General features: G+C 59.5%; 27 protein-coding genes. 13 read left to right on the plus strand and 14 right to left on the minus strand.

The features are described from left to right. Positions 1 to 13 precede the first annotated feature (13 nt). The 6 genes from MSNKSG1_RS04585 to MSNKSG1_RS04610 all read left to right on the plus strand — a co-directional run bounded on the left by MSNKSG1_RS04585 (position 14) and on the right by MSNKSG1_RS04610 (position 5,449). Positions 14 to 484, plus strand: a complete 471-nt coding sequence (locus MSNKSG1_RS04585; RefSeq protein ID WP_008938074.1) for a PaaI family thioesterase — start codon at positions 14 to 16, stop codon at positions 482 to 484. Next, positions 481 to 915, plus strand: a complete 435-nt coding sequence (locus MSNKSG1_RS04590) for a PaaI family thioesterase (protein WP_008938075.1) — start codon at positions 481 to 483, stop codon at positions 913 to 915. The genes MSNKSG1_RS04585 and MSNKSG1_RS04590 overlap by 4 nt, the downstream gene beginning before the upstream one ends. Before the next feature lie 223 nt (positions 916 to 1,138). Then, on the plus strand, positions 1,139 to 3,031 hold the full coding sequence (gene htpG / locus MSNKSG1_RS04595) for a molecular chaperone HtpG (protein WP_008938076.1): 1,893 nt from the start codon (positions 1,139 to 1,141) through the stop codon (positions 3,029 to 3,031). A 5-nt stretch (positions 3,032 to 3,036) separates the two neighbouring features. Continuing rightward, entirely contained in the window at positions 3,037 to 3,258 is a 222-nt protein-coding gene (locus MSNKSG1_RS04600) for a DUF2835 domain-containing protein (protein ID WP_008938077.1), read from the plus strand. Positions 3,259 to 3,335: 77 nt separating this feature from the next. Further along, positions 3,336 to 4,313, plus strand: a complete 978-nt coding sequence (locus MSNKSG1_RS04605; RefSeq protein ID WP_008938078.1) for a tRNA dihydrouridine synthase — start codon at positions 3,336 to 3,338, stop codon at positions 4,311 to 4,313. 191 nt (positions 4,314 to 4,504) lie between these two features. Beyond that, positions 4,505 to 5,449 carry an MBL fold metallo-hydrolase gene (locus MSNKSG1_RS04610; protein ID WP_008938079.1) on the plus strand — a complete coding sequence of 315 codons (945 nt, stop codon included), beginning with the start codon at positions 4,505 to 4,507 and terminating at the stop codon, positions 5,447 to 5,449. Between the two features lie 9 nt (positions 5,450 to 5,458). Here the strand turns inward: MSNKSG1_RS04610 and MSNKSG1_RS04615 are convergent, their stop codons facing one another. Further along, positions 5,459 to 6,478: a class I fructose-bisphosphate aldolase gene (locus tag MSNKSG1_RS04615; RefSeq protein ID WP_008938080.1), complete on the minus strand. Its 1,020-nt coding sequence runs from the start codon at positions 6,476 to 6,478 to the stop codon at positions 5,459 to 5,461. A 161-nt stretch (positions 6,479 to 6,639) separates the two neighbouring features. On the opposite strand from MSNKSG1_RS04615, the gene MSNKSG1_RS04620 reads away from it, so the two are divergent. After that, the gene (locus MSNKSG1_RS04620) at positions 6,640 to 8,718 is read left to right on the plus strand and encodes a shikimate/quinate 5-dehydrogenase (RefSeq protein ID WP_008938081.1); all 2,079 of its coding nucleotides are present in this window, start codon (positions 6,640 to 6,642) and stop codon (positions 8,716 to 8,718) included. Here the strand turns inward: MSNKSG1_RS04620 and MSNKSG1_RS04625 are convergent. Further along, positions 8,697 to 9,206, minus strand: coding sequence for a methylated-DNA--[protein]-cysteine S-methyltransferase (locus tag MSNKSG1_RS04625; protein WP_008938082.1), 510 nt, complete (start codon positions 9,204 to 9,206; stop codon positions 8,697 to 8,699). The two genes, MSNKSG1_RS04620 and MSNKSG1_RS04625, sit on opposite strands and share 22 nt — an antisense overlap. Before the next feature lie 176 nt (positions 9,207 to 9,382). Between MSNKSG1_RS04625 and MSNKSG1_RS04630 the strand changes: the two genes are divergently transcribed. After that, positions 9,383 to 10,270: a metal-dependent hydrolase gene (locus tag MSNKSG1_RS04630; protein WP_008938083.1), complete on the plus strand. Its 888-nt coding sequence runs from the start codon at positions 9,383 to 9,385 to the stop codon at positions 10,268 to 10,270. A gap of 9 nt (positions 10,271 to 10,279) precedes the next feature. On the opposite strand, the gene MSNKSG1_RS04635 is transcribed toward MSNKSG1_RS04630, so the two are convergent. The 6 genes from MSNKSG1_RS04635 to MSNKSG1_RS04660 all read right to left on the minus strand — a co-directional run bounded on the left by MSNKSG1_RS04635 (position 10,280) and on the right by MSNKSG1_RS04660 (position 15,492). After that, complete coding sequence (locus tag MSNKSG1_RS04635) at positions 10,280 to 10,972, minus strand: VIT1/CCC1 transporter family protein (RefSeq protein ID WP_008938084.1); 693 nt, start codon at positions 10,970 to 10,972, stop codon at positions 10,280 to 10,282. A 143-nt stretch (positions 10,973 to 11,115) separates the two neighbouring features. Next, on the minus strand, positions 11,116 to 12,534 hold the full coding sequence (locus tag MSNKSG1_RS04640) for a 4Fe-4S binding protein (protein WP_008938085.1): 1,419 nt from the start codon (positions 12,532 to 12,534) through the stop codon (positions 11,116 to 11,118). A gap of 7 nt (positions 12,535 to 12,541) precedes the next feature. Beyond that, positions 12,542 to 13,372 (minus strand): FTR1 family iron permease, encoded by an 831-nt coding sequence (locus MSNKSG1_RS04645; RefSeq protein ID WP_008938086.1) that lies wholly within the window; start codon positions 13,370 to 13,372, stop codon positions 12,542 to 12,544. Positions 13,373 to 13,381: 9 nt separating this feature from the next. Continuing rightward, complete coding sequence (locus MSNKSG1_RS04650) at positions 13,382 to 13,714, minus strand: cupredoxin domain-containing protein (protein WP_008938087.1); 333 nt, start codon at positions 13,712 to 13,714, stop codon at positions 13,382 to 13,384. A gap of 2 nt (positions 13,715 to 13,716) precedes the next feature. After that, complete coding sequence (locus tag MSNKSG1_RS04655) at positions 13,717 to 14,265, minus strand: iron transporter (RefSeq protein WP_008938088.1); 549 nt, start codon at positions 14,263 to 14,265, stop codon at positions 13,717 to 13,719. Positions 14,266 to 14,463: 198 nt separating this feature from the next. Continuing rightward, on the minus strand, positions 14,464 to 15,492 hold the full coding sequence (locus tag MSNKSG1_RS04660; RefSeq protein ID WP_008938089.1) for a threonine aldolase family protein: 1,029 nt from the start codon (positions 15,490 to 15,492) through the stop codon (positions 14,464 to 14,466). A gap of 131 nt (positions 15,493 to 15,623) precedes the next feature. Here MSNKSG1_RS04660 and MSNKSG1_RS04665 point away from each other — a divergent pair, with 131 nt between their 5' ends. Next, positions 15,624 to 17,642, plus strand: a complete 2,019-nt coding sequence (locus tag MSNKSG1_RS04665) for an oleate hydratase (protein WP_008938090.1) — start codon at positions 15,624 to 15,626, stop codon at positions 17,640 to 17,642. A gap of 12 nt (positions 17,643 to 17,654) precedes the next feature. Here MSNKSG1_RS04665 and MSNKSG1_RS04670 read toward each other — a convergent pair whose 3' ends face one another. Continuing rightward, positions 17,655 to 18,338: a DUF4336 domain-containing protein gene (locus tag MSNKSG1_RS04670; RefSeq protein WP_008938091.1), complete on the minus strand. Its 684-nt coding sequence runs from the start codon at positions 18,336 to 18,338 to the stop codon at positions 17,655 to 17,657. Positions 18,339 to 18,366: 28 nt separating this feature from the next. Then, positions 18,367 to 18,969 (minus strand): class I SAM-dependent methyltransferase, encoded by a 603-nt coding sequence (locus MSNKSG1_RS04675; protein WP_008938092.1) that lies wholly within the window; start codon positions 18,967 to 18,969, stop codon positions 18,367 to 18,369. A 145-nt stretch (positions 18,970 to 19,114) separates the two neighbouring features. Here MSNKSG1_RS04675 and MSNKSG1_RS04680 point away from each other — a divergent pair, with 145 nt between their 5' ends. After that, the gene (locus tag MSNKSG1_RS04680; RefSeq protein ID WP_008938093.1) at positions 19,115 to 19,513 is read left to right on the plus strand and encodes a hypothetical protein; all 399 of its coding nucleotides are present in this window, start codon (positions 19,115 to 19,117) and stop codon (positions 19,511 to 19,513) included. Positions 19,514 to 19,521: 8 nt separating this feature from the next. Here MSNKSG1_RS04680 and MSNKSG1_RS04685 read toward each other — a convergent pair whose 3' ends face one another. Together MSNKSG1_RS04685 and MSNKSG1_RS04690 are read right to left on the minus strand one after the other, a co-directional pair. Next, positions 19,522 to 20,223 carry an aspartate/glutamate racemase family protein gene (locus MSNKSG1_RS04685; RefSeq protein ID WP_008938094.1) on the minus strand — a complete coding sequence of 234 codons (702 nt, stop codon included), beginning with the start codon at positions 20,221 to 20,223 and terminating at the stop codon, positions 19,522 to 19,524. A 48-nt stretch (positions 20,224 to 20,271) separates the two neighbouring features. Next, positions 20,272 to 21,129: a PA4780 family RIO1-like protein kinase gene (locus MSNKSG1_RS04690; protein ID WP_008938095.1), complete on the minus strand. Its 858-nt coding sequence runs from the start codon at positions 21,127 to 21,129 to the stop codon at positions 20,272 to 20,274. Between the two features lie 203 nt (positions 21,130 to 21,332). Here MSNKSG1_RS04690 and MSNKSG1_RS04695 point away from each other — a divergent pair, with 203 nt between their 5' ends. After that, positions 21,333 to 21,512, plus strand: coding sequence for a DUF6435 family protein (locus tag MSNKSG1_RS04695; RefSeq protein WP_008938096.1), 180 nt, complete (start codon positions 21,333 to 21,335; stop codon positions 21,510 to 21,512). Positions 21,513 to 21,537: 25 nt separating this feature from the next. On the opposite strand, the gene MSNKSG1_RS04700 is transcribed toward MSNKSG1_RS04695, so the two are convergent. After that, a complete protein-coding gene (locus MSNKSG1_RS04700; protein ID WP_008938097.1) occupies positions 21,538 to 21,834 on the minus strand; it encodes a DUF3175 domain-containing protein in 297 nt (98 codons plus the stop codon). Between the two features lie 186 nt (positions 21,835 to 22,020). Here MSNKSG1_RS04700 and ppsA point away from each other — a divergent pair, with 186 nt between their 5' ends. Then, on the plus strand, positions 22,021 to 24,423 hold the full coding sequence (gene ppsA / locus MSNKSG1_RS04705; protein ID WP_008938098.1) for a phosphoenolpyruvate synthase: 2,403 nt from the start codon (positions 22,021 to 22,023) through the stop codon (positions 24,421 to 24,423). Then, the gene (locus tag MSNKSG1_RS04710) at positions 24,423 to 25,379 is read left to right on the plus strand and encodes a 1-phosphofructokinase family hexose kinase (protein ID WP_008938099.1); all 957 of its coding nucleotides are present in this window, start codon (positions 24,423 to 24,425) and stop codon (positions 25,377 to 25,379) included. The genes ppsA and MSNKSG1_RS04710 overlap by 1 nt, the downstream gene beginning before the upstream one ends. 29 nt (positions 25,380 to 25,408) lie before the next feature. On the opposite strand, the gene MSNKSG1_RS04715 is transcribed toward MSNKSG1_RS04710, so the two are convergent. After that, the gene (locus MSNKSG1_RS04715; protein WP_008938100.1) at positions 25,409 to 26,416 is read right to left on the minus strand and encodes a medium chain dehydrogenase/reductase family protein; all 1,008 of its coding nucleotides are present in this window, start codon (positions 26,414 to 26,416) and stop codon (positions 25,409 to 25,411) included. Between the last annotated feature and the right edge of the window lie 12 nt (positions 26,417 to 26,428).

The raw sequence follows: 26,428 nt of genomic DNA on the forward strand, positions 1-26,428 counted from the left end.
AGGCTTTGTGTGAATGGATAATCAGACGCGAATCAACCGGGTAACCCGGTTTATCAATACGCTCAACCAGGCCCGCGAACTCGGGATCTCGGTGACCGACGCGGACGAGGGCACACTGACCCTGTGCCTTCCCTATGACGATCGCATCATTGGCAATCCGGATACCGGTGTCATCCATGGCGGAGCCATCACGACGCTGATGGATACCACCTCCGGCTGCGTGATCCTGTGCGCGCTGGAGGATTTCGAGCTGTGTCCGACCCTGGACCTGCGGGTCGACTACATGCGGCCAGCCCATCCCCATCAGCCGGTCTATGCCAGGGCTGAAACCTATCGCATCACCCGGAATATTATCTTTACGAGATGCGAGGCCTATCAGGAAGGGGGTGAGACCATCGCCAACTGCGTGGCCACGTTCATGCGGATCGGCAAGGATGCTTCGCCCAAGCAGTTTCGTGACCTGATCACCGGAGGTGAGGAATGACCGAGCCGGAAATCCTTCGCTACACCCGTGAAACCGGTGATTTTTCGCGACTGCTTGCCAGCATTCCCTATGCCGGTTTCATCGGCCTGACCTGCGACCGCTTCGGGGATGACCTGATTTTCAGGCTGCCCCGCAAAGAGACAAACCTGGGGAACCCGATCCTGCCTGCCATCCATGGTGGCGTGATCGGCGGCTTCATGGAAATGTCCGCCAATATCTACCTGATGATGACCCAGGATTCGCTGCGTATGCCCCGAATTGTGGATTTCTCGCTGGACTACCTGCGCGCCGGCCTGAACCGGGAAACCTACGCCGAGTGCCGCCTGACCCGGCAGGGCAACCGTGTCGCCAACGTGATGGTGTCGGCCTGGCAGAAATCCCGGTCCGAACCCATCGCCACCGCCCGGGCTCATTTCCTCCTCGAAGACTGACTTCCCTCTATTATCCGGGGCTTGAAATGCCCCGGGGTGTCCCCATTTTCTCCTCACAGACGAAATCCGTGCATGAAGCGAGTGCGGATACGTGGCCGAAACACGCTGTGAATACGTCCCTGTACGCTCGGCTCCGCCATCCATGGCTCCGCACGGTTTCGGCCACGCATCCGCACCCGCTTCGCAGAACTGTGAGTTACCTAAGGCAGGAGAAACGAACGCCATGACGGTTGAAGCAAAAAAAGAGACGTTGGGTTTTCAGACCGAAGTTAAGCAACTGCTTAACCTGATGATCCACTCCCTGTATTCGAACAAAGAGATCTTCCTTCGTGAGCTGATTTCCAACGCCTCGGACGCCGAGGACAAGCTCCGGTTTGCCGCGTTGAAAGACGACAAGCTGTATGAGGGCGATTCCGAGCTGCAAATCCGCCTGGACTATGACAAGGACGCCGGCACCGTCACCCTCACCGATAACGGCATCGGGATGACCCGCGATGATGTGATCTCCAATCTGGGGACCATCGCCAAGTCCGGCACCGCCGAATTCCTGAAGCAACTGTCCGGTGATGAGAAGAAGGACAGCAAGCTGATTGGCCAGTTCGGTGTTGGTTTCTACTCTGCGTTCATCGTCGCTGATCGTGTCGAGGTGTTCACCCGCCGTGCCGGCGCGCCCGTAGAAGAGGGTGTGCACTGGGAATCTGCCGGCGATGGCGAGTTCACCATCGAACAGACCAATCGTGAGCAGCGAGGCACCCAGATTGTTCTGCATCTGAAATCCGACGCCACGGAATTCGCCGATGGCTGGCGCCTGCGCAGTCTGGTGAAAAAGTACTCCGATCACATCTCCTTCCCGGTGGTGATGAAGTCCGAATCCGAGGAAGAGGACAAGAAAGGCGAGGACGAGACCGTCAACGACGCCACCGCGCTCTGGACCCTGCCGCGTACCGAGATCAAGGACGAGGAGTACAAGGAGTTCTACAAGCACATTGCCCACGATTTCGAGGACCCGCTGACCTGGTCCCACAACAAGGTCGAGGGTAAGCTGGACTACACGAGCCTCCTGTACATCCCGAAACGGGCGCCGTTTGACCTGTACAACCGTGAAGCGCCGCGCGGCCTGAAACTCTACGTTCAGCGCGTGTTTATCATGGACGACGCGGAGCAGTTCCTGCCGCTGTATCTGCGCTTCGCCAAGGGTGTGATTGATTCCAACGACCTGTCCCTGAACGTCTCCCGGGAAATCCTGCAGAACGACAGCACCGTCGAGAGTATCCGCACGGCCATGACCAAGCGGGTTCTGGACATGTTGTCCAAGCTGGCCAAGAAGAATGCCGAGGATTATCAGGCATTCTGGAACGAGTTCGGGACCGTGTTGAAAGAAGGCCCCGCGGAAGACTTCAGTAACCGCGAGAAAATTGCCGGCCTCCTGCGCTTCTCGTCGACTCACACCGGTGAGCCCACCCAGAATGTCTCGCTGGATGAGTACATCGAGCGGATGAAGGATGGCCAGAAGAAGATCTTCTACATTACTGCCGACAACTTCACCGCCGCCAAGAGCAGCCCACACCTGGAAGTGTTCCGGAAGAAGGGCATCGAGGTCCTGATCCTGTCCGACCGTATTGATGAATGGATGATGGGTTACCTCAGCGAGTACGACGGCAAGCAGTTCCAGGATGTGGCCCGTGGCGACCTGGATCTGGGTGAGGTGGAAACCGAAGAAGACAAGAAGCACAAGGAAGAAGCGGCCGAGGAGCACAAGGATCTTGTGGATCGCATCCAGAAGGCCCTCGAAGACCGGGTTCAGGAAGTCCGGGTGACCAACCGCCTCACGGATTCACCGGCCTGTCTGGTGGTTGGCGAGTTCGATATGGGCGCGCAGATGAAAAAGATCATGGAAGCGGCCGGCCAGAAGGTGCCTGACAGCAAACCGATCTTTGAAATCAACGTGGACCATCCGCTGGTTCAGCGCCTCGAAAGCGAGCAGAACGAAGATCGCTTCGGTGAGCTGTCCGCGGTACTCTTCGACCAGGCCACGCTCGCCAGTGGTGAGCAGATCAAGGATCCCGGTGCCTATGTGAGCCGGCTCAACCGCTTGCTGCTGGAACTGGCGAACTGAGTGCCATGCAGCAGATCATCGTTGATCTGAGCATCAGCCCTGATGAGTGGATCAAGCTCTATCAGGGCGTTGCCAGCGATGTTCATACCACGGCCCGGGACGGACGTTCTGTCCGTTTCCCGGCTCGTATCCTGTCCCGTTTTTACCTGCAGGACGGCATCCGGGGTTCGTTCCGGATCCTGTTCGATGACCAAGGCAAGTTCCAGTCGGTGGAACGGCTGCCATAGCGGTTTTCCGGCTTCAAAGCCCGCCGCAAACGCACTACAATGCCGGCCCGTTTATTCTTTAATCACCCGGAGCCGACATGAGAGTCATCCTTGCCCCGATGGAAGGGCTGGTCGATGCCCCCATCCGCGAAACCCTGACTCGGGTTGGCGGCATAGACCGTTGTGTGACGGAATTCATCCGGGTGACTCACGGAACCCTGCCGCCCCGTATCTTCTTCAAATACGCCCCGGAGCTGGAGCGCGATTGCGCAACCCGCGTGGGGACTCCGGTGGCTGTCCAGCTGCTCGGTTCCGATCCGGGCCAGATGGGCCTGCACGGTCTCAAGGCGGTCGAGCTGGGCGCCACGCAGGTGGACATCAATTTCGGGTGTCCCGCCAAAACGGTCAACAAACACAAGGGCGGCTGTGTGCTGATGCGCGAGCCCGAGCTCATGTACGCCATCACAGCCGCGGTTCGCGAGGCGGTGCCTGAGGGAATTCCGGTAACTGCGAAAATGCGCCTGGGGTATGACGATCGCTCCATGGGGGTGGCCTGTGGCCAGGCACTGGAAGCGGCCGGCGCGGAAGAAATCGTGATTCATGCCCGCAGCAAAGTGGACGGATACAAACCTCCCGCCTACTGGGAGGAGATCGCGAAAGTCCGTGAGGCCGTGAACAGCCATGTTATTGCCAATGGTGAAATCTGGACCGTGGCCGATTACTGGCGCTGCCGGGAGGTTTCAGGGTGCGACGACGTCATGATCGGCAGGGGGCTGATCGCACGCCCGGACCTGGCCGCCCGCATCAAGGCGTCACAACGGGGAGAGTCTATCCCCGACATGACCTGGCCGGAGGCGGTTGACCTTGTGCGCGAGTACGCCGAAGCACTCCAGGCACGGCTTGAAGACCGTTTTATTACCGGACGAATCAAACAGTGGATGAATTTTCTGCGTGTGGGCTTTGCCGAAGCCGAATTGCTTTGGCCGGAGGCGCGCAAGATCCGGGACGTGGCGCCCATGCTTGCGTGCCTGGACCAGGACATCCCCGAAGCCCGGCTGAAAACCCACGCGGCCTGATCCCCGCATTGTCCCGCCTTGATTCCAAAGCCCCGTTCAGGGGCTTTTTTGTGCCTGCCCGGCTTTTTCATGACTAGACTGGGACAAGGAAGTGCTGTGGTCGTATGACATGAGGACAAATACCAAAAACAGCAGGGAGGGATCATCCCATGGGTCAAGGTAGGTTAAAAAGCGCTTCAACTGGATTACTGGTGGCGGCAGGTCTGTTTCTGACCACGGCGGCTCAGGCTGCCGACGGCGTCGTCAAGGTCACGCCATTGGGCAGTCACGATGGTGAATTTTGCGTACTCGACCGGGCCATGGTGTTTGAGGACCCGGACGGCACCCGGATTCTCTATGACGCCGGTCGCACGGTCGCGGGACCGGACGATCCACGCCTGGGGGATATCGATGTGGTTCTGCTCTCACATGTGCATGGTGACCACCTCGGCGACAAGCGGATCGAGAAGGTCAATCAGGGTGGGTGTGGTTCACCCGAATTCCCGGTGGCCACCACGCCCCGGTCGAATACCGTCGAGATCGCCCTGAAAAAGCAGGCGACCCTGTTAACCGGTAGTGAGATGCCGGCGTTCCTGGGCGCCAAGCTCAAGGCCGCCGGGGGCGATCCGTCGAAGTCCCAGCTGGTTCGGTTTGGCGCCAGCAAAACGGTCGGGGGCGTTACCATCACAACCGTGCCGGCGGTGCACAGCAATGGGGTCTCTCCAGCCTTCCTGACGGGCGCGCTGTCCGATCACCTCTCGGAAGCGGGTGTCTCCGTATACGTCGGGCCGCCAACGGGCTATGTGCTGACGTTCTCCAACGGTCTGGTTACTTATCTGTCCGGCGATACCGGCATTACGGCGGAGCAGAAGTTGGTGGTTCGTGATCACTACGGGGCCAGGCTGGTAGTAATGAACATTGGTGATACCTACACGACCGGTCCCACCGAGGCAGCTTACGTCATCAACGACCTGATCAAGCCAGCGTCGGTGATTCCCTCGCACGCCAATGAACCTGCGACCGAAGGCGGAAAAGTGAAAGAGGGAACCCGGACGGCAACGTTCCGGGATGCGGTCCAGGTTCCCGTCCATATCCCGTTGAGCGGCCGTACCCTGGCGTTCAACGGAATGGGGCAGTGCGTCGGGGGGTGTGACTGAGCGGGACGCTCAGTCGCGGTTCTCCATGTCTGCGGTGTAGTCGCCGGAGCGGGCCAGGCCATTGAGCCTGGCCCGCTTCTTCAGGGCCGCCTGGGCCTGAGGGGCGTTTTCCGGGTGTCCGGCCCAGGCATGCTGGGCCGGCTCCTGGAGCGCGCGGCCGTAAGAGAAGCTCAATTCCCAGGGCTCAGCGCCCATGTTGTTGATGGCATTTAGATTAAGGGTGGCTTCCTCCGGACTCTGGCCACCGGACAGGAAAAAGATTCCCGGTACGGCGGCCGGCACGCAGCGGCGGAACGTGGTGAGAGTGAACTCTGCCACCTGTTCCGGCGTTGCCTTTCCGGACGCCTTGCCGGGGGTGACCATGCTGGGTTTCAGCACCATGGTCTCAAGTTGCACTCCATGCCGGGCAAGCGCCCGGAAGACTTCTCCCAGAACCGCCTCGCTGACCTCCGCTGCCCGCTCAATAGTATGATCTCCGTCGATCAGGACTTCCGGTTCGACAATGGGTACCACCCCCAGAGACTGGCAGATGGCCGCGTAGCGGGCCAGCACCTCGGCGTTGGACACAATCGCCTGCCGGGAGGGCTGGGTATCGGAAATATGAAACACGTCCCGCCATTTGGCGAACCGGGCACCCAGCTTCTTGTACTCCGCCAGACGGTTCTCCAGCCCATCCAGGCCAAAGGTGATTTCGTCACCCGGCGCATTCACCAGCGGTCCTTTTCCCTTATCGACCTTGATTCCCGGGACGATACCCTGGGCTTCAAGCAGGTGAGGCATGGCCACGTCTTCCAGGCTGAGCTGAGACAGGGTTTCTTCATAAAGAATGACACCACTGATGCTATCGCCCAGGCCGGGCGTCGAGAAGATAATGCTGCGGTATTCGCGACGCTTCGCTTCGGTGGATTCGACGCCGACTGCCTTGAAGCGTTTGGCGATGGTGGGGGTACTTTCATCGGCGGCCAGAATACCTTTTCCCGGCTGCACCAGATCGGCGATGGTTGCTGTGAGTTCTTCCTGAGTGGTCATGGAGCGCTCCTTTTCGACCGGCGGCACCGGTAGCCTGTTGGATGATCCCGGTAATTGTAGTCTCTCTGCGAAGGATCGAAATTTGACCTAGGCTAAGATGTGATCAATTCAGGTGGCATACGCTTGGTTTTACAACAGCGCCAATAAAAGGGAAGGTCGCCATGAAAACGGTTGTGAGTGTTAGCCAGGGCTCCTCAGACGCCGATTACGAGCTGGAAACGGATTTTCTCGGTCAGCCGTTCCGGATTCTTCGGATCGGCACTGACGGCGATCTGTCCCGGGCCGAAGCCGTACTTGAGTCCGTCCGGCCTCAAGCCGATGCTATCGGACTGAGCATGATTCATGATCATTATCAGGTGGGCCGTGAACAGCTGGAACACCCCGAAACGGCGCGGCTTGAAGCCTGTGTGCCGGACGTTCCTGTTACCACGGGAGCAGGGCTGCGGGGAATCCTTCAGGAATGGGCCGTCCGGCATACCCAGACAGAGCTGGGCCACTTTTTCGATAATGCGAGGGTGCTGTTCCTGAACGGCCAGGCGGGCTACCGGATTGCGCGTTCGCTCTCTGAACACACAGAGAACCTCCAGTTTGCCGATCCCTATCTGGATTTCGGAATACCCCGGTTGCTGACCTCGCTGAACCAACTGGAAACCTACACCCGACTCACCGCGCCGGTGATGTTCCAGCCCATGGCTGTGAAAGCCATCAATGCCCTGCATCACAGCCCACTCTACCGGCTCGGGGAGAAGCTGGTGTCGGGATCGTTGCACAGTGCGGTCCAGGACTCCCACGTGATCGTCGGCGCGGTGGGTGACCTGGAAACCTTCACCTCGAAGGAGCTCGATGGCAAGACCGTGATAACCTCACGGGTCACGGATTCTGTGCTCGACTGGATGCGCTCGCGCAAGGTGGCCATGGTGGTGGATTACAGCCCATGGCTGGCCGGTCGACCGATTGGCGTCAACGTGATGGAGGCGATGATCAGTGCCGCGCTGTCGCGTACACCGGAGCAGCTCGGGCCGGACGATTATCTGGACGTGATCCAGAGCCTCGGTATTGAACCCCGTATCCTTTATCCGAACGGTTACCGTCGGGTAAATCGCTTTGCCTTTGTCATTCATCCTCTGTCACAGCAGTACCTGACCAAGACACCGCCGCTGGACTGGATTTCCAGTGTGTCGCCACCGGCAGTCATGAACCTGGTGGAAAAGGCCGTCGCCTATACCCCGCCTTTCATCTACTCCAAGGTTTCCGGGATCCGTTCACCGACCGGAGAAGAAGCCGAAGGATGGCTGATCACCGTGGGTGGTACGCCCAGGGAGATCATGTCCCACGGTCCGGAATTCACCTACAGTCGCTTGCTTGCGGCGGCAAAGCTGGCCAAGAAGCTGGGTGCGCAGATCATGGGGCTTGGCGCCTTTACCAAGGTCGTGGGGGATGCCGGTATCACCGTGGCGAAGCGGGCGCCGCTGCCCATTACCACCGGCAACAGCTATAGCGCTTCTGGCGCGCTGTGGGCGGCCCATGATGCTGTCAAACGCATTGGCCGGGTGAGTATTGGCGAGAGTGGCAAGATGGCCGGCAAGGCCATGGTTGTCGGGGCAACCGGGGCCATTGGCTCTGTGTGTGCCCGGTTGCTGGCGAAAGCCGTTGAGGAAATCTATCTCGCCGCGCCGGAACCCGCCAAGCTGCTGGCCCTGAAAGAGAGTATCGAACAGGAAACCCCGGGCGCGATTGTTCATGTGGCGGGCTCCGCCGACCGGGACGTTGCCGATATGGATATGATCGTGACGGCCACCTCCGGAGCCGGCAAGCGGATCCTGGACATCATGCGCGTCAAGCCCGGATGTGTCATCACCGATGTCGCCCGTCCGCTCGATATTCCGGCGGAAGACGTCGCGAAACGGCCCGACGTCCTGGTCATCGAATCCGGTGAAATCCAGCTTCCGGGTGAACCGAGGATGAAGGACATCGGGCTCCCGGCCGGAATCGCCTACGCCTGCCTGGCAGAAACCATCGTGTTGACCCTGGAAGGGCGGTTCGAGAACTTCACATTGGGCCGCAACATCGAATGGGAGAAAGTCCGGGAAATCTACAAAATGGGCCTGAAACACGGTATGGAACTGGCCTCGATTTCCGGTGTGAACGGGGTGTTCTCCGAGGAGGACTTCGAGCGCGTACGTGTCCTTGCGGCTCAAGCAGAGGAAGAGACGGACTCTCAGGCGGTAGCCGCCAACTGAACCGCCTCCCGCTCCAGCAACGCCCGTTTGCGTTCCAGTCCCCAGCGGTAGCCGCTCAGGCCACCGTCCCTGCGAATGATCCGGTGGCAGGGAATGGCCACTGCAAGGCGGTTAGCTGCGCAGGCCCCGGCCACCGCACGGGCACTGCCGGGGCTTCCCAGCCGCTCGGCCAGATCGGTATAGCTGAGCGTGGTACCCGCAGGAATGGCGCGTAATAGCTGCCAGACTCTCAATTGGAACTCACTGCCCTGCATATCGAGCGGAATGTCCAGGTCGATCCCGGGCTGATCCAGAAAACGGACAACCTGCTCGAGCACCGGTGCCAGCTCGGCACCGGCTTCCCGGATCGTTGTGTCAGGAAAATCGGCCTTCAGCCGTTCCGGCAGGGTGGTTTCGTCATCGCCAGGTTCAATCGCGCATAGACCCCGCGGGCTCATACCAACAATCACCGGGCCGAGGCTGGTTTGGGCAATGCTGTAACGGATCATGGTGACACCCTCCTGGAAAATGCGTCTGTCTATGATGCGCCCTCTGAAGCATTGGGTAAAGCAGCGGGTATCGGCCAATAATTGGCCACTTTTGACAAGTATTTTGTCCGACAAACCGAGGCGCGGGGAGGTATTCTGGAGGCCGGTGATTCCGTCCATCAAAGAGGAGATATCCGATGACGGCACAGCTTACGCGTGAGCGTATGAACAGAACGGACGCCTACAGGACAGCCACACCGGAAGGCATGATCCCCGAAGTCCGTCAGCCGGATTTCGAATTTGCCGATGACATGCCCCGCTACTGGTGGGACAACGACCCGGTAAAGACCCTGTTGCTGGCAGCGCTGTCGTCGAGCTTCCCGCCGGGGGAAAAATTCTTTATCGACTCAGTACGCCATTATCAGGATCGTATTACCGATCCCGAGCTCAAGAAGGCGGTCCGGGCGTTTATCGGGCAGGAGGCTCATCATTCCCGCGAGCACAAACTGATGAACGGCTTCCTGGAAGATCGTGGCATTGGGCTGGCTCGCCTTGAGAAAGAGATCCAGGGGTTCATGGACTGGATGCGAACCCGTTTCACCCCGGAGCGTCAGCTGGCACACACCGTCGCTGTGGAGCACTTTACCGCGCTGATGGCGGAGGAGTTCCTGCTGAAATACGACGCGCTGGAGGAGATGGACCCCAGGATCGCTCCGGTCTGGGCGTGGCATGCCATTGAGGAATCCGAGCACAAGGCAGTGGCATTCGATGTCTACAAAAGCATCGGTGGCAGCGAGTTCATCCGGTTGTCCGAGATGATGGTAGTCAGCGTGGCGTTTCCGCTGTTCACCAGTCTGCACGTGTACCAGCTGATGAAGGAGGACGGTCAGTTGTCCAACCTGAAGTCCTGGGCTGGTGCGGTCAACTACATGTGGGGCAAACCCGGCGTTTTCCGGCGCTTACTGCCTGCATACTTCCGGTATTACAGCCCGAACTTCCATCCCTGGAATCACGATGCCCGGGACCTGGTTGAGAAGGCAAAACGCAAATGGCTGGGCCGTGGAAAAAAGTCCACCGCCCACTGATCATCGCGTTCAGGCGCTGATGCCGAATACCAGACCAACGCCGGCCGTCAGTGCCATGGCCAGGGCACCCCAGAAGGTTACCCGCGAGGCTGCCTTGATCACGGGGGCGCCCCCGGCGTGCGCCGCAATGCCTCCCAGGATGGCCAGGAACACCAGGGAGAACAGGGCAACCATGGTAACGAGCCAGCCCCCGGGTACCAGCCAGGCGGTCACCAGCGGCAGGAGCGCGCCGATGGTAAAGGTTGCCGCGGATGAGACTGCCGCCTGAATCGGGCGGGCCTTCATCGTGTCGGTGATGCCGATTTCGTCCCGGGCGTGGGCGCCCAGTGCGTCATGGGCCATCAACTGCTCGGCCACCTGTAATGCCAGCGCAGGCTCCAGTCCGCGGCCTTCGTAGATGGCTGCCAGTTCGTCCCGCTCCGCCGCGTAATGGTTCTCCAGCGCGTTCTTTTCCAGTTCAAGATCCGCCTGCTCGGTGTCCGCCTGGGAGCTGACGGACACATACTCACCAGCCGCCATGGACATGGCGCCGGCGACCAATCCCGCAAGGCCTGCCAGCAGAATTCCGCTTTGTGCCGTCTCCGCTGACGCAACCCCGATGATCAGACTGGCGGTGGACACAATTCCGTCATTGGCACCCAGGACGGCGGCCCTCAGCCAGCCGGTGCGATGGGATTTATGGTGTTCGGTGTGATTCTGCATTCCGTCGACTCCTGGCAGGCGTTTCCCCGAGACCGGCTCAGAACGGCCCCGGGGCGATGAAAACATCGCAGATAATAGCCGAATCGTCCGGGATTGATAGCCAGAAATGTCAAATGCAGGGAAGGGAAGTCGGGGCCAGCAGCTTACCAGCCCCAGAACAGCAACCACCAGGCGGCGGCGATCACGGTGATGGACCCTGCGCCAAGGATCGTTGCGAACAGCCGGCGGCTTGCCGAGGTGGTGTAGTGGCCAGTGATCTGCCAGAAAAGCTTCAGAGCCCAGACGGAGGCGGCGGCCAGGAGGAAGGCACGGGTCGGGCCAACCCAGAACAGTGGTACCTGTTCGGCACGAAGCATACTGATGGTAACCGCCGACAAGCCCAGGAACACGCCAACCCCTGCAAGCGGAATCAATGCGTGGGACAGGTGGTAGAGCCGGCGGGCATTGAAGCCCGATAGCGTGCGCTGGGCTGCCATCAACAACAGCGAGAGTGCGGTTCCCATTACCAGACCGGTCACGCCGATATAGGCCAGCAGCAGACTGCCATCCAGAAGGTTGAACACATCGTTCTGTTCCGGATAGTTGGTGAAAATCCACCATGGCATATGGGTCTGCAGCGGCCACATCCAGTCATGGCCGATGAGCCAGACGGCGAGGGACTGCTTGAGTTGAACGAACCATGGGCTGGCGGACCAGTGGAAGGCTCCGACAGCAATACCGCATAAGCCGAATGTGATCAGAATAAAATCACCGAGCGTTGCCCGGCGGCTGCTTTCATGGACAATTTCCTCGCCGGGTGCCCTTGCGGTCAGTGCAATCGCATCCCTGTGACCCTCGCAACGACCGCACACATGACAATCGCTGGCTGTCTGAAGATCCTTCAGCGACAACAGCGTGGGACAGTTGACGGATTCGGGCCGTTCACCACGTGCACGGCTTGCCTGCCAGAGTTGCGGATCGGCGCGATAGTGCACCGGTGCCAGTTTGGACAGCAGCCGGAAAACGCCATTCACCGGGCAGAGGTAACGGCACCAGACCCGCACATTCCGCCCATACAGATAGCCGATGATGATGGCCCCCACCGTGGAACCCCCGAGAATGAGGAGGGTGGCCTTCGGATACTGGTAGACACTGACCATCTGCCCATACACCGTGGTGCCGACAAACGCCACGAACGGCCAGCCGCCCCAGCGTACCCATCGAGGAATGGCGCCGCCCCGACCATGCCGGCTCGCCCATTCGCTCAAGGATCCCTCAGGGCAGAACACGCCGCACCAGATCCGACCCATCAAAACCATGCTGATCAAAACGAAGGGCCACCAGATGCCCCAGAACAGGAATTGGGCAAACAGCGTCACGTTATCCCAGATATGGGCGGTGTGGTCTGGTAGCGGGCGCACGGCCGGGACAATGATCAGGACGGCGTAGAAAACCACCACGACCCACTGGATGCGGCGGATGACCCGCTGGTTACGCCGCATCCATTGTCCGAATGCGGCGAGTCTGCCCGGGCGTTGGTTCGCTTCCTGATCGGTACGGTCGGTGGCAATGATGGTCGACATGGATCTCTCAGGCGGTGGCGCTGACACTCTGGCGGCTCTGGTACTTGAACAGGCCAACGATCACCGCCCAGAAACCGACCCAGGCGACGACATCGGTCAGAGCCGGGTATGCCCGATAACCTGTCAGGGCCGAGATCACGCCACCCAGTCGACTGCTGTCACTGAGCAAAGCGGACGTATCCCACAGTGGGTCGACCCCGGCAGGGATCCAGCCCAGCCCGATCATCTTGTCGATGGCCGAGAGGAGCAGGGCGCTGGCGAGCAACAAGAGCATGATCTCGGTCACCCGGAAGAAGTGTTTCCAGGACAGCCAGTAGCGACCGGCCTGCAGGAGATAGTAGGTCAGTCCTGCAAGGGCCAGCGCCAGTGCCACTGCGCCGGTGAAGCTGACCCAGTCCTGCATGCTCTGCTGGGCGTAGCTCATGCCATACAGGAAGATGACCGTTTCAGAACCCTCGCGGGCAATGGCAACGGCCACCAGGATGGAGATGGACCAGAAAGTCTGGTTGTTGATCGCTTTTCGTGTCTGATCCCGGAAATGGCTGTGCAGGTGGCGACCGTGCTCACGCATCCAGAGCACCATGTGAACAATCAGAACCATGGCGGTCAGCATCATCACGAGCATGAAGATTTCCTGCCCGTTGCCACTGAGGAACTGCTGCATTCCCAGAAGCGCGCCTGCAAGGGCCAACGCGGCGACGACACCGCCGGTTACCCCGAACCAGAGGTATCTCAGGGTGCCGTCGGCACCGAACTGCTTGAGCCAGGAATAGAGAATGCCGACAACGAGAAGGGCTTCGATGCTCTCACGCCAGACGACGAAAATGATCTGTTCCATCGGAAACTCCTACTGCACGATGATCTTGCCCTTGGCGTCGGGAAGATGGAATTCGTCAAAGAACTCGTATTCGCCCTTTTTCAGGGGCGGGATGACGACAAAGGATTTGGCGCCCGGGGCCAGCACCTTTTCCTGCCGGAGGCGCTGGCTCTCGAACTCAACCGGACCCTTGCCCGTGTTATGAAGGTTGAGCTTGAAACGCTCACCGGCTTTCACTTCGAGAGTACTGGGGTTCAGTGCCCCGTCTTTCAGTTCAAGATCGTAAGACGGCAAGCCCGCAAAAGCGGGCATGACGACTCCGAGTGACAGCATCAGCAAAGACGCACGGAGAAACTTCGACACGCTTAGTAACCTCCCTTCTTGCCGGTCCCGGCAAAGACAAAATCGTATTCCAGGGTGAACGGTTCGAACCACTCGGCCACGCCGGTATCCCGGTCAACGTGGCGCATGAATGGCTTGCCCATGTAAGTGGGCGGATGGATGGTGTATTCCAGGTGGTACTTGCCCGGGCCGTCGAGTTTGACGTTGGCACCATAGTGAGTGCCGTCGCTCGCCACCATGGGCATGAAGGTGCCGGACATGGTGTCGTCGCTGCCTTGACGAGTGAGTTTGTAATCCACCGTGAGGTAGGGCACCCAGGCACCGGCGGGCAGGCCGTTCGGGTTGTCTTCCAGCGCCATGATGTCGGCCTCGAGGTGGACATCTGCCTGTTTCGCTGGCAAGCCGCCCGCCGGTTCCATCGTGACCGGTTGCAGATAAACCGCACCCACTTCCATTCCATGGGCCTGCTGGGGATGGCCAATGGGGTACTCTGCGGCAGACGCCAGAGGTGCAACAGCAACGCCGGCGAGCAGAAGGGCAGAGGCTTTGAGAGAAGTGTTCCGTCGTGTCATGGGCACTGGTTCCTTTGTTGAAACTGAATGAGTCCTGATCAACTTGGAAGGCAGTGTACACAGACAGACGAGGGTTTAAAAGAGAAAGATTCGCATTTAGATTGATGAAAATGACCCAGATCAATAATGAGTGCTAAATGCGCCCGATTCTCTTTTCGGTTTATTGAGAAGCTGAACTATCGGCCTCCAGGCTGGGTGTCAAAGGTTTGCGCGTACGTCCGCAAGGAACCGGTCCACCTGTTCCTCGGTGGTGGACCAGGAACACATCAGACGGGAACAGCCGCCGATAAAATTATAGAAACGCCATCCGGCGTCGCGCAGGGTGGCCTGAAGGGGGTCTGGCAGGTCCACGAAAACACCGTTGACCTGTCGCGGGTACCGCAGTGTGACTCCGGGCAACCCCTCCAGACCGGCGGCGAGCCGGGCCGCACAGCGGTTGGCGTGGCGGGCATTCTCCAGCCAGACGTTGTCCTTCAGCAACCCGCACCAGGGTGCCGAGATGTAACGCATTTTCGAGGCAAGCTGACCGGCTTGCTTGCAGCGCCATTCGAAATCTTCCGCCAGGTCCCGGTTGAAAAACACGACCGCTTCTCCGAGCGCCAGGCCGTTCTTGGTTCCGGAAAAACACAGTACGTCCACGCCCGCTTTCCAGGTAATCTCGGAAGGGTGAACGTCAAGCGCCGCCACCGCATTGGCGAACCGGGCCCCGTCCATGTGGACGTTCAAACGATGCTTCCCGGCTACCGCCCGGATGGCCTTCAGCTCCTCGGGCGTGTAGACGGTGCCCACCTCCGTCGCCTGGGTCAGGCTCAGGGCCTTGGGCTTGGGGTAGTGGATGTCAGTGCGCTTGGTCACCAGGTGCTCAATGCTTTCGGGCGTCAGTTTGCCATCGGCACCATCGCCGAGGAGCAGTTTGGCGCCATTGGAAGCATATTCCGGCCCACCGCACTCGTCGGTTTCGATGTGTGCCAGCTCGTGGCAGATCACGCTGTGGAAGGACTGGCCGATGGAGGCCAGTGCCAGAGAATTCGCGGCGGTGCCATTGAACACGAAGTAGACATCGCAGTCGGTATCGAACAGCTCGCGCAGACCATCGGCGGCGCGGGCGGTCCAGATATCCTCGCCATAGGCGGGCTCATCCATCCGGTTCGCCTCCGCCATGGCCGCCCAGGCCTGAGGGCAGATTCCGCTGTAGTTATCGCTGGCGAACTGTTCGGATGACGGCACGACATGGCTCCTTATTTAATGCATCAGGGTTAAATATTCTTTATCTCACATCGGGTTGATGTGTGTCATCGGTCCTGTAACGATTTGGGCCGCACCATAGGGGTTGCCACATACTGACAGGAGAGCATGGAATGCCAGACCCGAAAACGAACAGTACTGCCAATGCCCGGCTTGAACCCCACATCCGGGCACTCAAGGCCCAGGGCGTGAATGTGACGCCGGATGCGTCCTCGCACCACCTGCATAACGGCATCGATACGCCGTTGCCGCCGCCGGACCTGCACGGCAACTACACCAACCAACGACCGTTGCCAACCGAGGGCATCCGGGATCTTCGGGCGTTCATCATTGGCAGTGGAATTGCGGGACTGTCCGCTGCGTTCTTCCTGATCCGCGACGGGCACATGCCCGCCGGCAACATTGTGTTCCTGGAGGAACAGTCCATCGAAGGCGGTTCCCTGGATGGTGCCGGTAACCCCGAGGAAGGCTACATCGTGCGGGGTGGCCGGGAAATGGAAATGACCTACCAGAATTTCTGGGACGTGTTCTCGGAGATTCCCGCCCTGGAAATGCCCGAACCGTTCAGCGTGCTGGACGAGTACCGCATCGTCAACGACGCAGACAAGAACTGGTCGAAGGCGCGCCTGCTCGAAAATCAGGGCCAGATCAAGGACTTCTCCAGAATGGGTCTGACCCGCCTGCAACAACTGGAAGTGGTGAAGCTCCTGCTGGCCCGAAAGGAAGAGCTGGACGATGTTACCGTGGAAGAATGGTTCAGCGACGGTTTCCTGGAGAGTAACTTCTACACGTTCTGGCGCACCATGTTTGCCTTCCAGAACTGGCATTCGGTGCTGGAGATGAAACTGTACATGCATCGTTTCCTGCACCTGATGGATGGCCTCAACGACATGACGTCACTGGTTTTCCCGAAATACAACCAGTACGACAGTTTTGTCCGTCCGCTCATGAACTGGCTCAAGGAGCAGGGCGTGCGCATTGAGTACGACACGGTGGTTTCGGACCTGGAGATGCACACGGAAAACGGCCGCCGGACGGTTACCGGCATCCAGTGCCACACCGGCAGCGGCGACAAGACCATCCGGGTTGGTAAGAACGACCTGGTATTTGCCACCACCGGTTCCATGACGGAAGACACCGCCTACGGTGATGACGACACGGCACCGGTGCTTGAGGACCGGGACGAGCCGGGTTCCGGTTCCGGCTGGCAGCTCTGGAAAAACCTGGCAGCCCAGTCCGACGTCTTCGGCCGGCCGGACAAGTTCTGCGGCAACATTCCCCAATCCACCTGGGAATCCGTCACCCTGACGTGTAAACCCTCGCCACTGATGGACAAGCTCAAGGAGCTGTCCGTCAACGATCCGTACTCCGGTTTTACGGCCACCGGCGGGATCGTCACCCTTACCGATTCCGCGTGGCTGATGAGCTTTACGTGTAATCGGCAGCCGCATTTCCCGGACCAGCCGGACGACGTGATCGTGCTCTGGGTCTACGCCCTGTTGATCGACAAGCCCGGCGACTACGTGAAGAAACCCATGCCGGAGTGCACCGGAAAGGAAGTGGTGACGGAACTCTGCTATCACCTGGGACTGATGGACCAGTTGGACGAAGTGTTGAAGGCGACCAGGGCCCGGATTGCCCTGATGCCCTACATCACCGCTCAGTTCATGCCCCGTGCAAAAGGCGACCGGCCAGCGGTCGTCCCGGAGGGATGCACCAATCTCGCCTTGATGGGCCAGTTTGTGGAAACCCACAACGACGTGGTGTTCACCCTGGAAAGTTCCGTGCGGACAGCCCGCATTGGCGTCTACAGCCTGCTCGACATTCCCAAACAGGTGCCGGACATCTACCCCGGGCAGTACGACATTCGTCGCCTGTTGCGGGCCACCCGGACGCTCAACAACGACGAACCTTTCCCTGGAGAAGGGCTGCTTCGGTGGATCCTCGGCGGCACCTACTTCCAGCATATCCTCCCGCTGGGGCCGGATGAGGAAGAGATTGAGGTTGCCAAACCCGGCGTGCTCGAGCAGCAGTTACAGGCCATTCGCGGACTGATCGAGAACAACCACACGGTGGAGGATGCCAGGGGCTGGCTACAGGACGTGGTGGAGAAGATCCGGGGCCGCTTTTAACGTCGGTTCCGATCAGATCCAGGCGAGGGCATCGCGGATAACCGCCGTGGCCTCGCTGTCCACACAGGCGCCGTGGGCAATCAGCAGTCGCTCCGGTTGCCAGTCCAGGACTTTCTGGCGGGCTGCCCGGGCCGGGCCCCGTTTCAGGAAGCTGGCCCGCCACTCCCTGGGGGTGCTGCCGTGCTCGCCGACCAGGTCGTCGAGTTTCATCAAGGCGCCTTTCCAGCCGGCCGCGGTTTCCGGATCATGACGCTGGATCAGGTCGCCCACAATCGCGGTCCGTGAAGGCCGGTGAAAGAACACGACTTCCTCCATGAACAGGGACCCCCGGAAAATTACCTGATCGATCTCCTCCGCCCATGCCGGGTCCGGATCGTCTTCCAGGTCCGCATCGAAGGGAATCTCCGGTTTCCGCTCGGCCAGACCGGGCGGCGCGTACAGACGGGCTTGGGGCCAGCGCTCTGCCCAGCCGGTCAGGAACAGGTGGTGAATCTTGTTGGGCGAGACGATGTAGCGGGGCGTGCCCAGGGCTTCCACGCTCCGGGCCAGATCGTCGGTCAGCGCCACCGGCGACCAGATCCACAATCCGCCGCCGGACAGCTGGACCACGGCCATCCGGGTCGGGTAGGGGAAACCGTAGAAGGGCACCGTTGGCCCATCGGCGACGTAGAGTGAAGGTGCGAATTCGGTCAGCATGGACAAACCTCCCTGTTTGTTAAGCCGCTCAGGCGGTCGCGGTCAGCAGGAACACCGGGTAGCCCCGATCCTCTTTCTCGATCACGCTGACCGACTGGACCTCGACATTGCTGAAGCCGGCCTGTTCCGCCGCCGCGGCAATGGTTCCGTGCTCGAATCCGAAATGGAATACACCGGTATCTTCCGTATGGAAGGTGCCGTCTTCCTTCTCCAGATCGGCGATGGCGATGAAGCCGCCGGGCTTCACATGCTCGTGGAAACGCCGGAACATGGCATTGATATCCCGGACGTGGTGCATGGTCATCGAAGAGATGATGCCATCGAACTGTGTCTGCAGATCTTCTTTCTCCAGATCCATCTCGCGGATGTCCAGCTCACAGCCCAGCTTGTCGCGTTTTTCCTCAAGCTGCCGGTTCATGGCGGGTGAGATATCCACTGCAGTGATTTTGCCAACCAAAGGCGCAAGCCGCTCCAGCAACAGGCCCGTTCCGGAACCGAAATCCAGCAAATGCATGTCCGGTGACAACTCCGCCTTTGCCCGTATCGCGTTGGCGATGTTCGAGACATTGTCGATCCGATCCGGGTTCTGTTCGTATGTATGTGCTTTGTGGGCGAAGTAATCTTTGCTCATTGGAAAAACCCTCTTTGGGACAGCTTTGGAGAGACCCGTTATTTAACGCCAGGATGGCGAGGGTTTCAAAGAATCTTGCCCGATAATGGGGGTGAAGCGCATGATGAATTTGTGAATCCACACAACTGAGAATCAGGGGGCAGCTATGAGCTCGCACCGCACCAACCGTTCCGCAGTTGCAGTATTCTTTTTTTCCTTACTGACTTTGCTGGCATCGCCGGCCGCGTTTGCGCAATCCGATGCCGTTGCCAGGATGGCAGGTATCCTGGCGGATATGCAGCATTTCCCCTCCGACGAGCAAAAGCAGACACTCGCTGCCATCAGCAACGATGACAGCAACAGCGAGGCCACCCGTACCATCGCAACGGCCATCCACAATATTCAGCACAAAGCCCAACCGGATGACGTGGCGGCGCTGAAGAACGTGGAAAACAGCGTGGCCGCAACCGAGGCGGAGAAAAAGCTGGCCTCCATTGTACTGGGGTTCCACCACATGGCTGGAGATGAGGCCAAAAAGACGCTGGGTATGCTCGCCAACAAGTAGGCCGTCAACTAGTCACTGGCCGCGGCCAGCGCCTGTTCCACCGCCTGACGAGCGTGGATGGCCGTTGTGTCGTAAAGCGGAATCGAGGTATCGGACTGGTTGATCAAAAGTCCGATCTCCGTACAGCCCAGGATGACGCCCTGGGCGCCGCGATCGGCCAGTGATGCCACCACAGCCAGATAGCTTTCCCGTGACGCTGCTCGAATATCTCCCTGACACAGCTCCTCGTAGATGATCCGGTGCACGTCGTTACGTTGGGGTTCATCCGGCGTGAGTACCTCGATGCCGGCGTCCTCCAGTCTTTCCCGGTAAAAGTCCTGTTCCATCGTGAACCGGGTGCCCAACAGGCCCACCCGATCAACGCCGTTCTGTTTCAGGACCGCTGCGGTGGCATCGGCAATGTGGAGCAGGGGAATGTTGATGGTTTGCGCGATCTCAGGCGCCACCTTGTGCATGGTGTTGGTGCCAATCACCAGAAAGTCCGCGCCGGCGTTTTGCAGGGACACTGCGGCCTCGGACAGGATGCGGGCGGTGGCTGCCCAGTCCCCCGCGTGCTGAAGCGCCTCGATCTCGGCGAAGTCGACGCTGTAAAGCACCATGCGCGCGGAGTGCAGGCCGCCAAGCTGGGCCTTCACGCCTTCGTTGATCAGGCGGTAGTAGGTTTGTGTGGATTCCCAGCTCATGCCGCCGAGCAGGCCGATGGTTTTCATGTGGGCTCCTCAGTTATCCCCTGGATCAGGTGTGACAGGAGGCAAGGACTACTGGTCCTCTTCATCGGGATTCATGCGCGCCCGTCGCTCGAACTCTTCCTCTTTGGCATCGTCAATGATGGCCATCAGTTCATTGACGTCGGCACTGTGGGTATCGTGTTCGAAACACCCGGTCAGGGTGCTGTCCGGATGCAGGTCGCCGGCTTCGTACAACGCCCAGATTTCCTTGCCATAGTCCGTTGCCAGCAGTTCCGGCGCGAACCGGCCAAAGTAGCGGCGCATGTTATTGACGTCGCGCTCGAACATACGCTCGGCGCTGTTGTTGCCCGCCGCATTAACCGCCTGGGGCAGGTCGATGATGACCGGACCGTCCGGAGCCAGCAGCACATTGAATTCCGACAGATCGCCATGGATGAGTCCGGCACTGAGCATGCGAACCACGTCCCGGATGATTTTGTCGTAGTAGCGACGCGCCTGATCCGGTGTCAGGGTAACGTCGTCCAGACGGGGCGCTGCGTTACCCTCGGCGTCGGTGATCATTTCCATCAGCAGTACCCCGTCGATAAAGCCCCGGGGCTTGGGAACCCGCACGCCGGCATCCGCCAGGCGGTATAGCGCATCCACTTCGGCATTGAGCCAGGCTTCCTCCTGCTCTTTCTGGCCGTAACGGGTTTTCTTCGACATCGCCCGGGCTCGCCGGCTGTTGCGAACCTTTCGGCCCTCCTGATATTCCACAGCCTGCTTGAAGCTGCGTTGTTTGGCCTCTTTGAAAACCTTGGCGCAGCATAACTCGCCGTGGCTCCTGACCACATAAACCTGCGCCTCCTTGCCGCTCATTAACTGAGCGATGACTTCATCAATTAATCCGTCATCGGCAAGGGACTGCAAACGTTTGGGAGTTTTCATAGGCCTGTACGAGGTACCGTTATGCTGCTTTGTGGGAAATGGTCAGGATCGACAATACGATCAGTCTTGAACTCTAGCGGTTGATCATACGCCATGCTGAGTTCAATGCCACAGAGGCGGTAACCGGGATTTAGACATCTGCAGCAAAAACCATTTCCGGGTTTCAACGTAAATACAGGAACAGCCCTCCAAGAGACACTTACATGTTTTCTTTATTCAAGACGGATCCGACGAAAAAACTCAAGAAGGAGCACGCTCTCAAACTGGAGCAGGCCATGAAAGCGCAACGCAATGGTGACATCAGGTCATGCTCCCAACTCACGCTTGAGGCTGACGAGATATACAAGCGCATTCAGGAGATCGAGAAAGCATCGCAAGTGTGACGCTGGGCGCATCGTCAGCAACAGGCTATTCCTTCCCATAGAGCACACGCAGCTCGTCCTTTGCCGCCTCCAGGATATCAAGCTGTTCCTGATCCAGATTCTTGCCGGCACGATTGATATAGAACACCAGCATAGACATGGCCGAGCGGTAGGGGTCCGCCTTTCGGCGCTGGCTGGAATCCGCGGATTTCTTGAGGGATTCCGCAATCTTCCCGGGATCTTTCCAGGTAAAGACACCTTTCTCCAGATCCAGTGCATCACTCTTTTGAGTGACCTTATCGGACCAGTGGGGATGAGAGGATGACTTTGGTCGATTTGCCATGGTGGTTTCCCTTCCTCTGAAGACTGAGTGGGGTGCGGTCTGATCAGGAGAAACCACAAACATGATACACGTCAAATCCGATGGACTGAGCCGGAAGAATGAGTGAGATAGCACGCTATATTGGTTGAGAAGTGATCAAATGGCTTGCGGGCCCGGTCCGGCCCCGCCTATCCCAGGAGGCATAACATGGACGGTTTCAAATACATCCGGTTTTTCAGTGAACTCGATAACAATGATGTGCCGCTGGTCGGCGGCAAGAATGCCTCACTCGGGGAAATGTACCGAACGCTGTCAGGTCAGGGTGTGACGGTACCAAACGGCTTTGCGACCACCGCCGAAGCCTATCGGTACATGTTGGATGAAGCCGGCGCCTGGGAGAAACTGCATGAGGCTCTGGACGATCTGGACCCCAGCAACATGGAAGATCTGGCGAAGAGAGGCAAGCGTGCACGGGAGATTGTCTACGGTGCCGGCTTGCCCAGGGATCTGGCCGATGAAATTCTGGCCGCGTACAGGATGCTGCAGGACGAATACGGGGAGGATCTGAGCCTTGCTGTTCGTAGCTCCGCCACGGCCGAGGATTTGCCCACCGCCAGTTTCGCCGGCCAGCAGGACACTTATTTGAACATCCGGGGCGATGAGAGCCTGCTTGATGCCTGCCGCCGGGACTTTGACAGCCTGTTTACCGATCGCGCGATCCATTACCGGATGAACCAGGGGTTTGACCATTTCAAGGTGTCACTGTCCATTGGTGTGATGAAGATGGTCCGGTCCGACCTTGCCTCAGCCGGTGTCATGTTTACGCTGGATACCGAATCCGGCTTCCGGGATGTGGTGTTTATCACGGCGGCCTATGGCCTTGGGGAGAACATTGTCCAGGGTGCCGTGGAGCCTGACGAATTCTATGTCCACAAGCCGACGTTCGCCCAGGGCCACCGAACCGTGCTGCGCCGCAGCCTGGGCAAAAAGGCCCTGAAAATGGTTTACCTGGAGGGCGAAACCCGCCACACCACGCGCAATACCTCCACGCCCCAGGCAGAGCGGGAGCGCTATTGCCTTGACGACGATGACGTCCTGCAACTGGCCGACTATGCCCTCAGTATCGAGCGGCATTATAAGCGGCCCATGGACATTGAATGGGCAAAAGACGGTCTCGACGGCAGGTTGTATATCGTTCAGGCACGCCCGGAAACCGTTACCTCCCAGCGCCAGGTGAACCTGCTGGAAACCGATTTCCTCGACGGAAAGGGCGAAATCATCGTGACCGGCCATGCCGTGGGTGAGCGGATCGCTTCGGGTCGCAGCCGGGTCATCACCTCCGCCGCCCACCTGGGCGACTTTATACCCGGGGAAGTGCTGGTCGCCGATAACACCACACCCGACTGGGAGCCGGTGATGAAAACCGCGGCAGCGATCATCACCAACCGTGGCGGGCGCACCTGCCATGCGGCCATTATCGCCCGGGAACTGGGCATTCCCGCCGTGGTTGGTACCGGCAACGCAACCTCCGCCATTCCGGATGGCGAGACCGTCACCGTCTCCTGCGCCGAAGGCGATAACGGCCATATCTACCGGGGCGAAGTCCCGTTCCACCGGGAACAAACAGATGTTGGCGATATCGCACGCCCGAACACGGAGATCATGATCAACCTCGGCAACCCCGAGATCGCCTTCAAAACGTCCTTGCTGCCCAACGATGGGGTGGGCCTGGCGCGCATGGAATTCATCATCACCGAATACATCAAGGCGCATCCGCTGGCCCTGCTGCACCCTGAGAAGGTTACCGACGCCAGTGCCAGGGAAACCATTCAACAGCTCACCCTCGGCGCTCCGGACGGGGAAACCTTCTTTGTGCAGCGGCTGGCAGAGGGGATTGGAACCATTGCGGCGGCTTTCTGGCCCAAGCCCGTGGTGGTGCGGCTGTCGGACTTCAAGTCCAACGAATACGCGAGCCTGGTGGGCGGCGCCGCGTTCGAGCCTGACGAGGCCAACCCGATGATTGGCTTCCGGGGCGCGTCACGCTATGCCCACCCCGCCTATGAAGAAGGCTTCCGTCTGGAATGCCGCGCCATGAAACGCGTGCGCGAGGAAATGGGGCTGACCAACGTCATTCTGATGCTACCGTTCGTGCGCCGGGTGGCGGAAGCGGACAGCGTGCTGGCAAAAATGGCGGAATTCGGGCTCAAACGCGGGGAGAATGGCCTGCAGATCTATGCCATGTGCGAAATTCCCAATAACGTCATTCTCATCGACCAGTTCGCCAAGCGGTTCGACGGCTTTTCCATCGGGTCCAATGACCTCACCCAGCTCACCCTCGGCGTGGACCGGGACAGCGACATCGTGGCCTTCGACTACGACGAGCGCGACGACGGCGTGAAGGAAATGATCAGGCTGGCTGTCGAAGGCTGCCGCCGCAACGGGATTCACTCGGGGCTGTGTGGCCAGGCGCCGTCCGATTATCCGGAAATGGCCGAATATCTGGTGGAACTGGGCATCGATTCCATGAGCCTCAATCCCGATACCGTCATCAACACCACGCGCCATGTGCTTGACGTGGAAGCGCGCCTGAAGTCATCCGGGAGTACTTGATGGAGAATGCTTACCCACGGTTGCCCGTGGCCGTTCTGAGCCTCAATCCGGCGGTGGACATCACCTATGAGATTCCCCGGCTGATTGCCGACCAGAAAGTCCATGCCTCCGATTCCCGCTATGATCCCGGCGGTAACGGGATCAATGTTGGTCGCGGTCTGAAACGCCTCGGGGTGCAAGCCTGCACCTTCTGTGTGGTTGCAGGTGAAATCGGTCGCTTCCTCCGGCATCAACTGGATGCGCAACTGGATCAGGTGAGCTACCTGGAGGTGGAAGGCGAAACGCGGATCAATGGGACCATTCTAGAGAGCGTCACGGGCGCGCAGTTTGAGGTGAGTGGTCTCGGCCCCACTGTATCGACCGAAGAATGGCAGCATTTGCTGGACCGGTTCGTGACTCATTGCGACGACGGATTCGGGGTGATTACCGGCTCCCTCCAGCGAAGCTTGCCAACCAACCTGTACGCCGAAGCCGTGCGTCGGGTGAGGGCAGCTGGCGGGCGTGCGGTGGTCGACTCTCACGATGAGCTACTGCGGCATGCCATCGACGCCCAGCCCTTCCTGATCAAACCGAACCGATTCGAGCTGGAAACCCTGATCGGGCGATCTCTGGCGGATGAACAGGACATCGTTCGGGAAGCCCGCCGGTTGCAGGAGCGGGGCGTGACCTGGGTGTGCGTTTCCCTGGGCGCGGATGGTGCCTTGTTGGTGACAGAATCCGGCGTTCTCAAAGGCGAGGCACCGTCGGTCACGGTGGCCTCCACCGTCGGCGCGGGGGATTCCATGGTCGCCGGAATGACCGGCCTGCTGGCCCAGGGCGCCTCGGCCGGAGAGGCGTTACGAGAGGGTATTGCCTGCAGTGCGGCAACGGTGATGCAGCCGGGGACCGAGTTGTTTCATAAGGAGACGGTCGACCGGCTGCGGAATGAGGTCAGGGTGAGGTCGCTTTCACTGTAGGGGCGTTACGAGAAAATCAACGAGCGTCGCTATTCGCCCACCAACAGAACAATCTTGCCCCCGGCGGCCCCTTTATCCAGCAGTTCATGGGCCGCCGACGCTTCTTCAAGAGGCATTTTCCGGCTGATGAAGGGCTTGATCTTGCCTTCGGACAACCATCCGAGGAGCGTTGTCAGGTCCTGTTTGAACCAGTCGGGATGTTTGCGATGCCAGGCGCCGATGGAATAGAAGGTTGCTGAAGACCGCCATGGCAGGATATTCCAAAGGTTCACCCGCAGGAAATCCCTGACCAGATCTCGGGACGAGGTGGCGTTGTAGGAACCATAGGCGACGAGTTTGCCTTCCTTGCCGAGCACTTTCACGGAGCGCTTGAGGTTATCCCCGCCAATACCATCAAAAACCGCGTCCAGGCCCTGGGGGATCGCTGCCCGAATCGTCTCGACAAAATCCTCGTTCCGGTAATCGATTGGATCGCAACCAAAATGGCGGAGCCTTTCATGCTGTGATTCCGAAGCGGTCCCGAACATCCTGAGCTTCATGACGGCGCCCAACTGAACCAGGGCACCGCCCACGGCACCGCCCGCGCCGTGGATCAGCACCGCGTCTCCCTCGTGGACCTGGGCCGAACGCGTGAGCATCTGGTGGGCGGCCACGTAGGTCAGGATTAGCGATACGGCGTCGGCATTATCGACGTTTTCGGGAACCCGGACGAGCTGGTCCGCCGGGAGAACCACATACTCGGCATAGGCGCCTGTGATGGTGAGCGCGGCGACTTTGTCGCCCACCGCCAGGCTAGTGACCCCGGTGCCCGGTTTGTCGACCACGCCCACCATGTCGTAACCGGGGATGAACGGCGGCTGTTCAGAAACGTCCGGGTAGATACCCCGCCGGATCAATGTGTCGGTGAAAGACGCACTGCAAGCCAGAACCCGGATGCGAACCTCACCTTCCTGCGGTTCCGGGAGCTCGTTGATGTTTTCAACCCGGAGGACGTCCGGGCCTCCGAAGGCCGTCAGAATGACCGCTTTGTATGCCATGTTTGGGAACTC

The sequence above is a fragment of the Marinobacter santoriniensis NKSG1 genome, assembly GCF_000347775.1.
GTDB lineage: Bacteria > Pseudomonadota > Gammaproteobacteria > Pseudomonadales > Oleiphilaceae > Marinobacter > Marinobacter santoriniensis.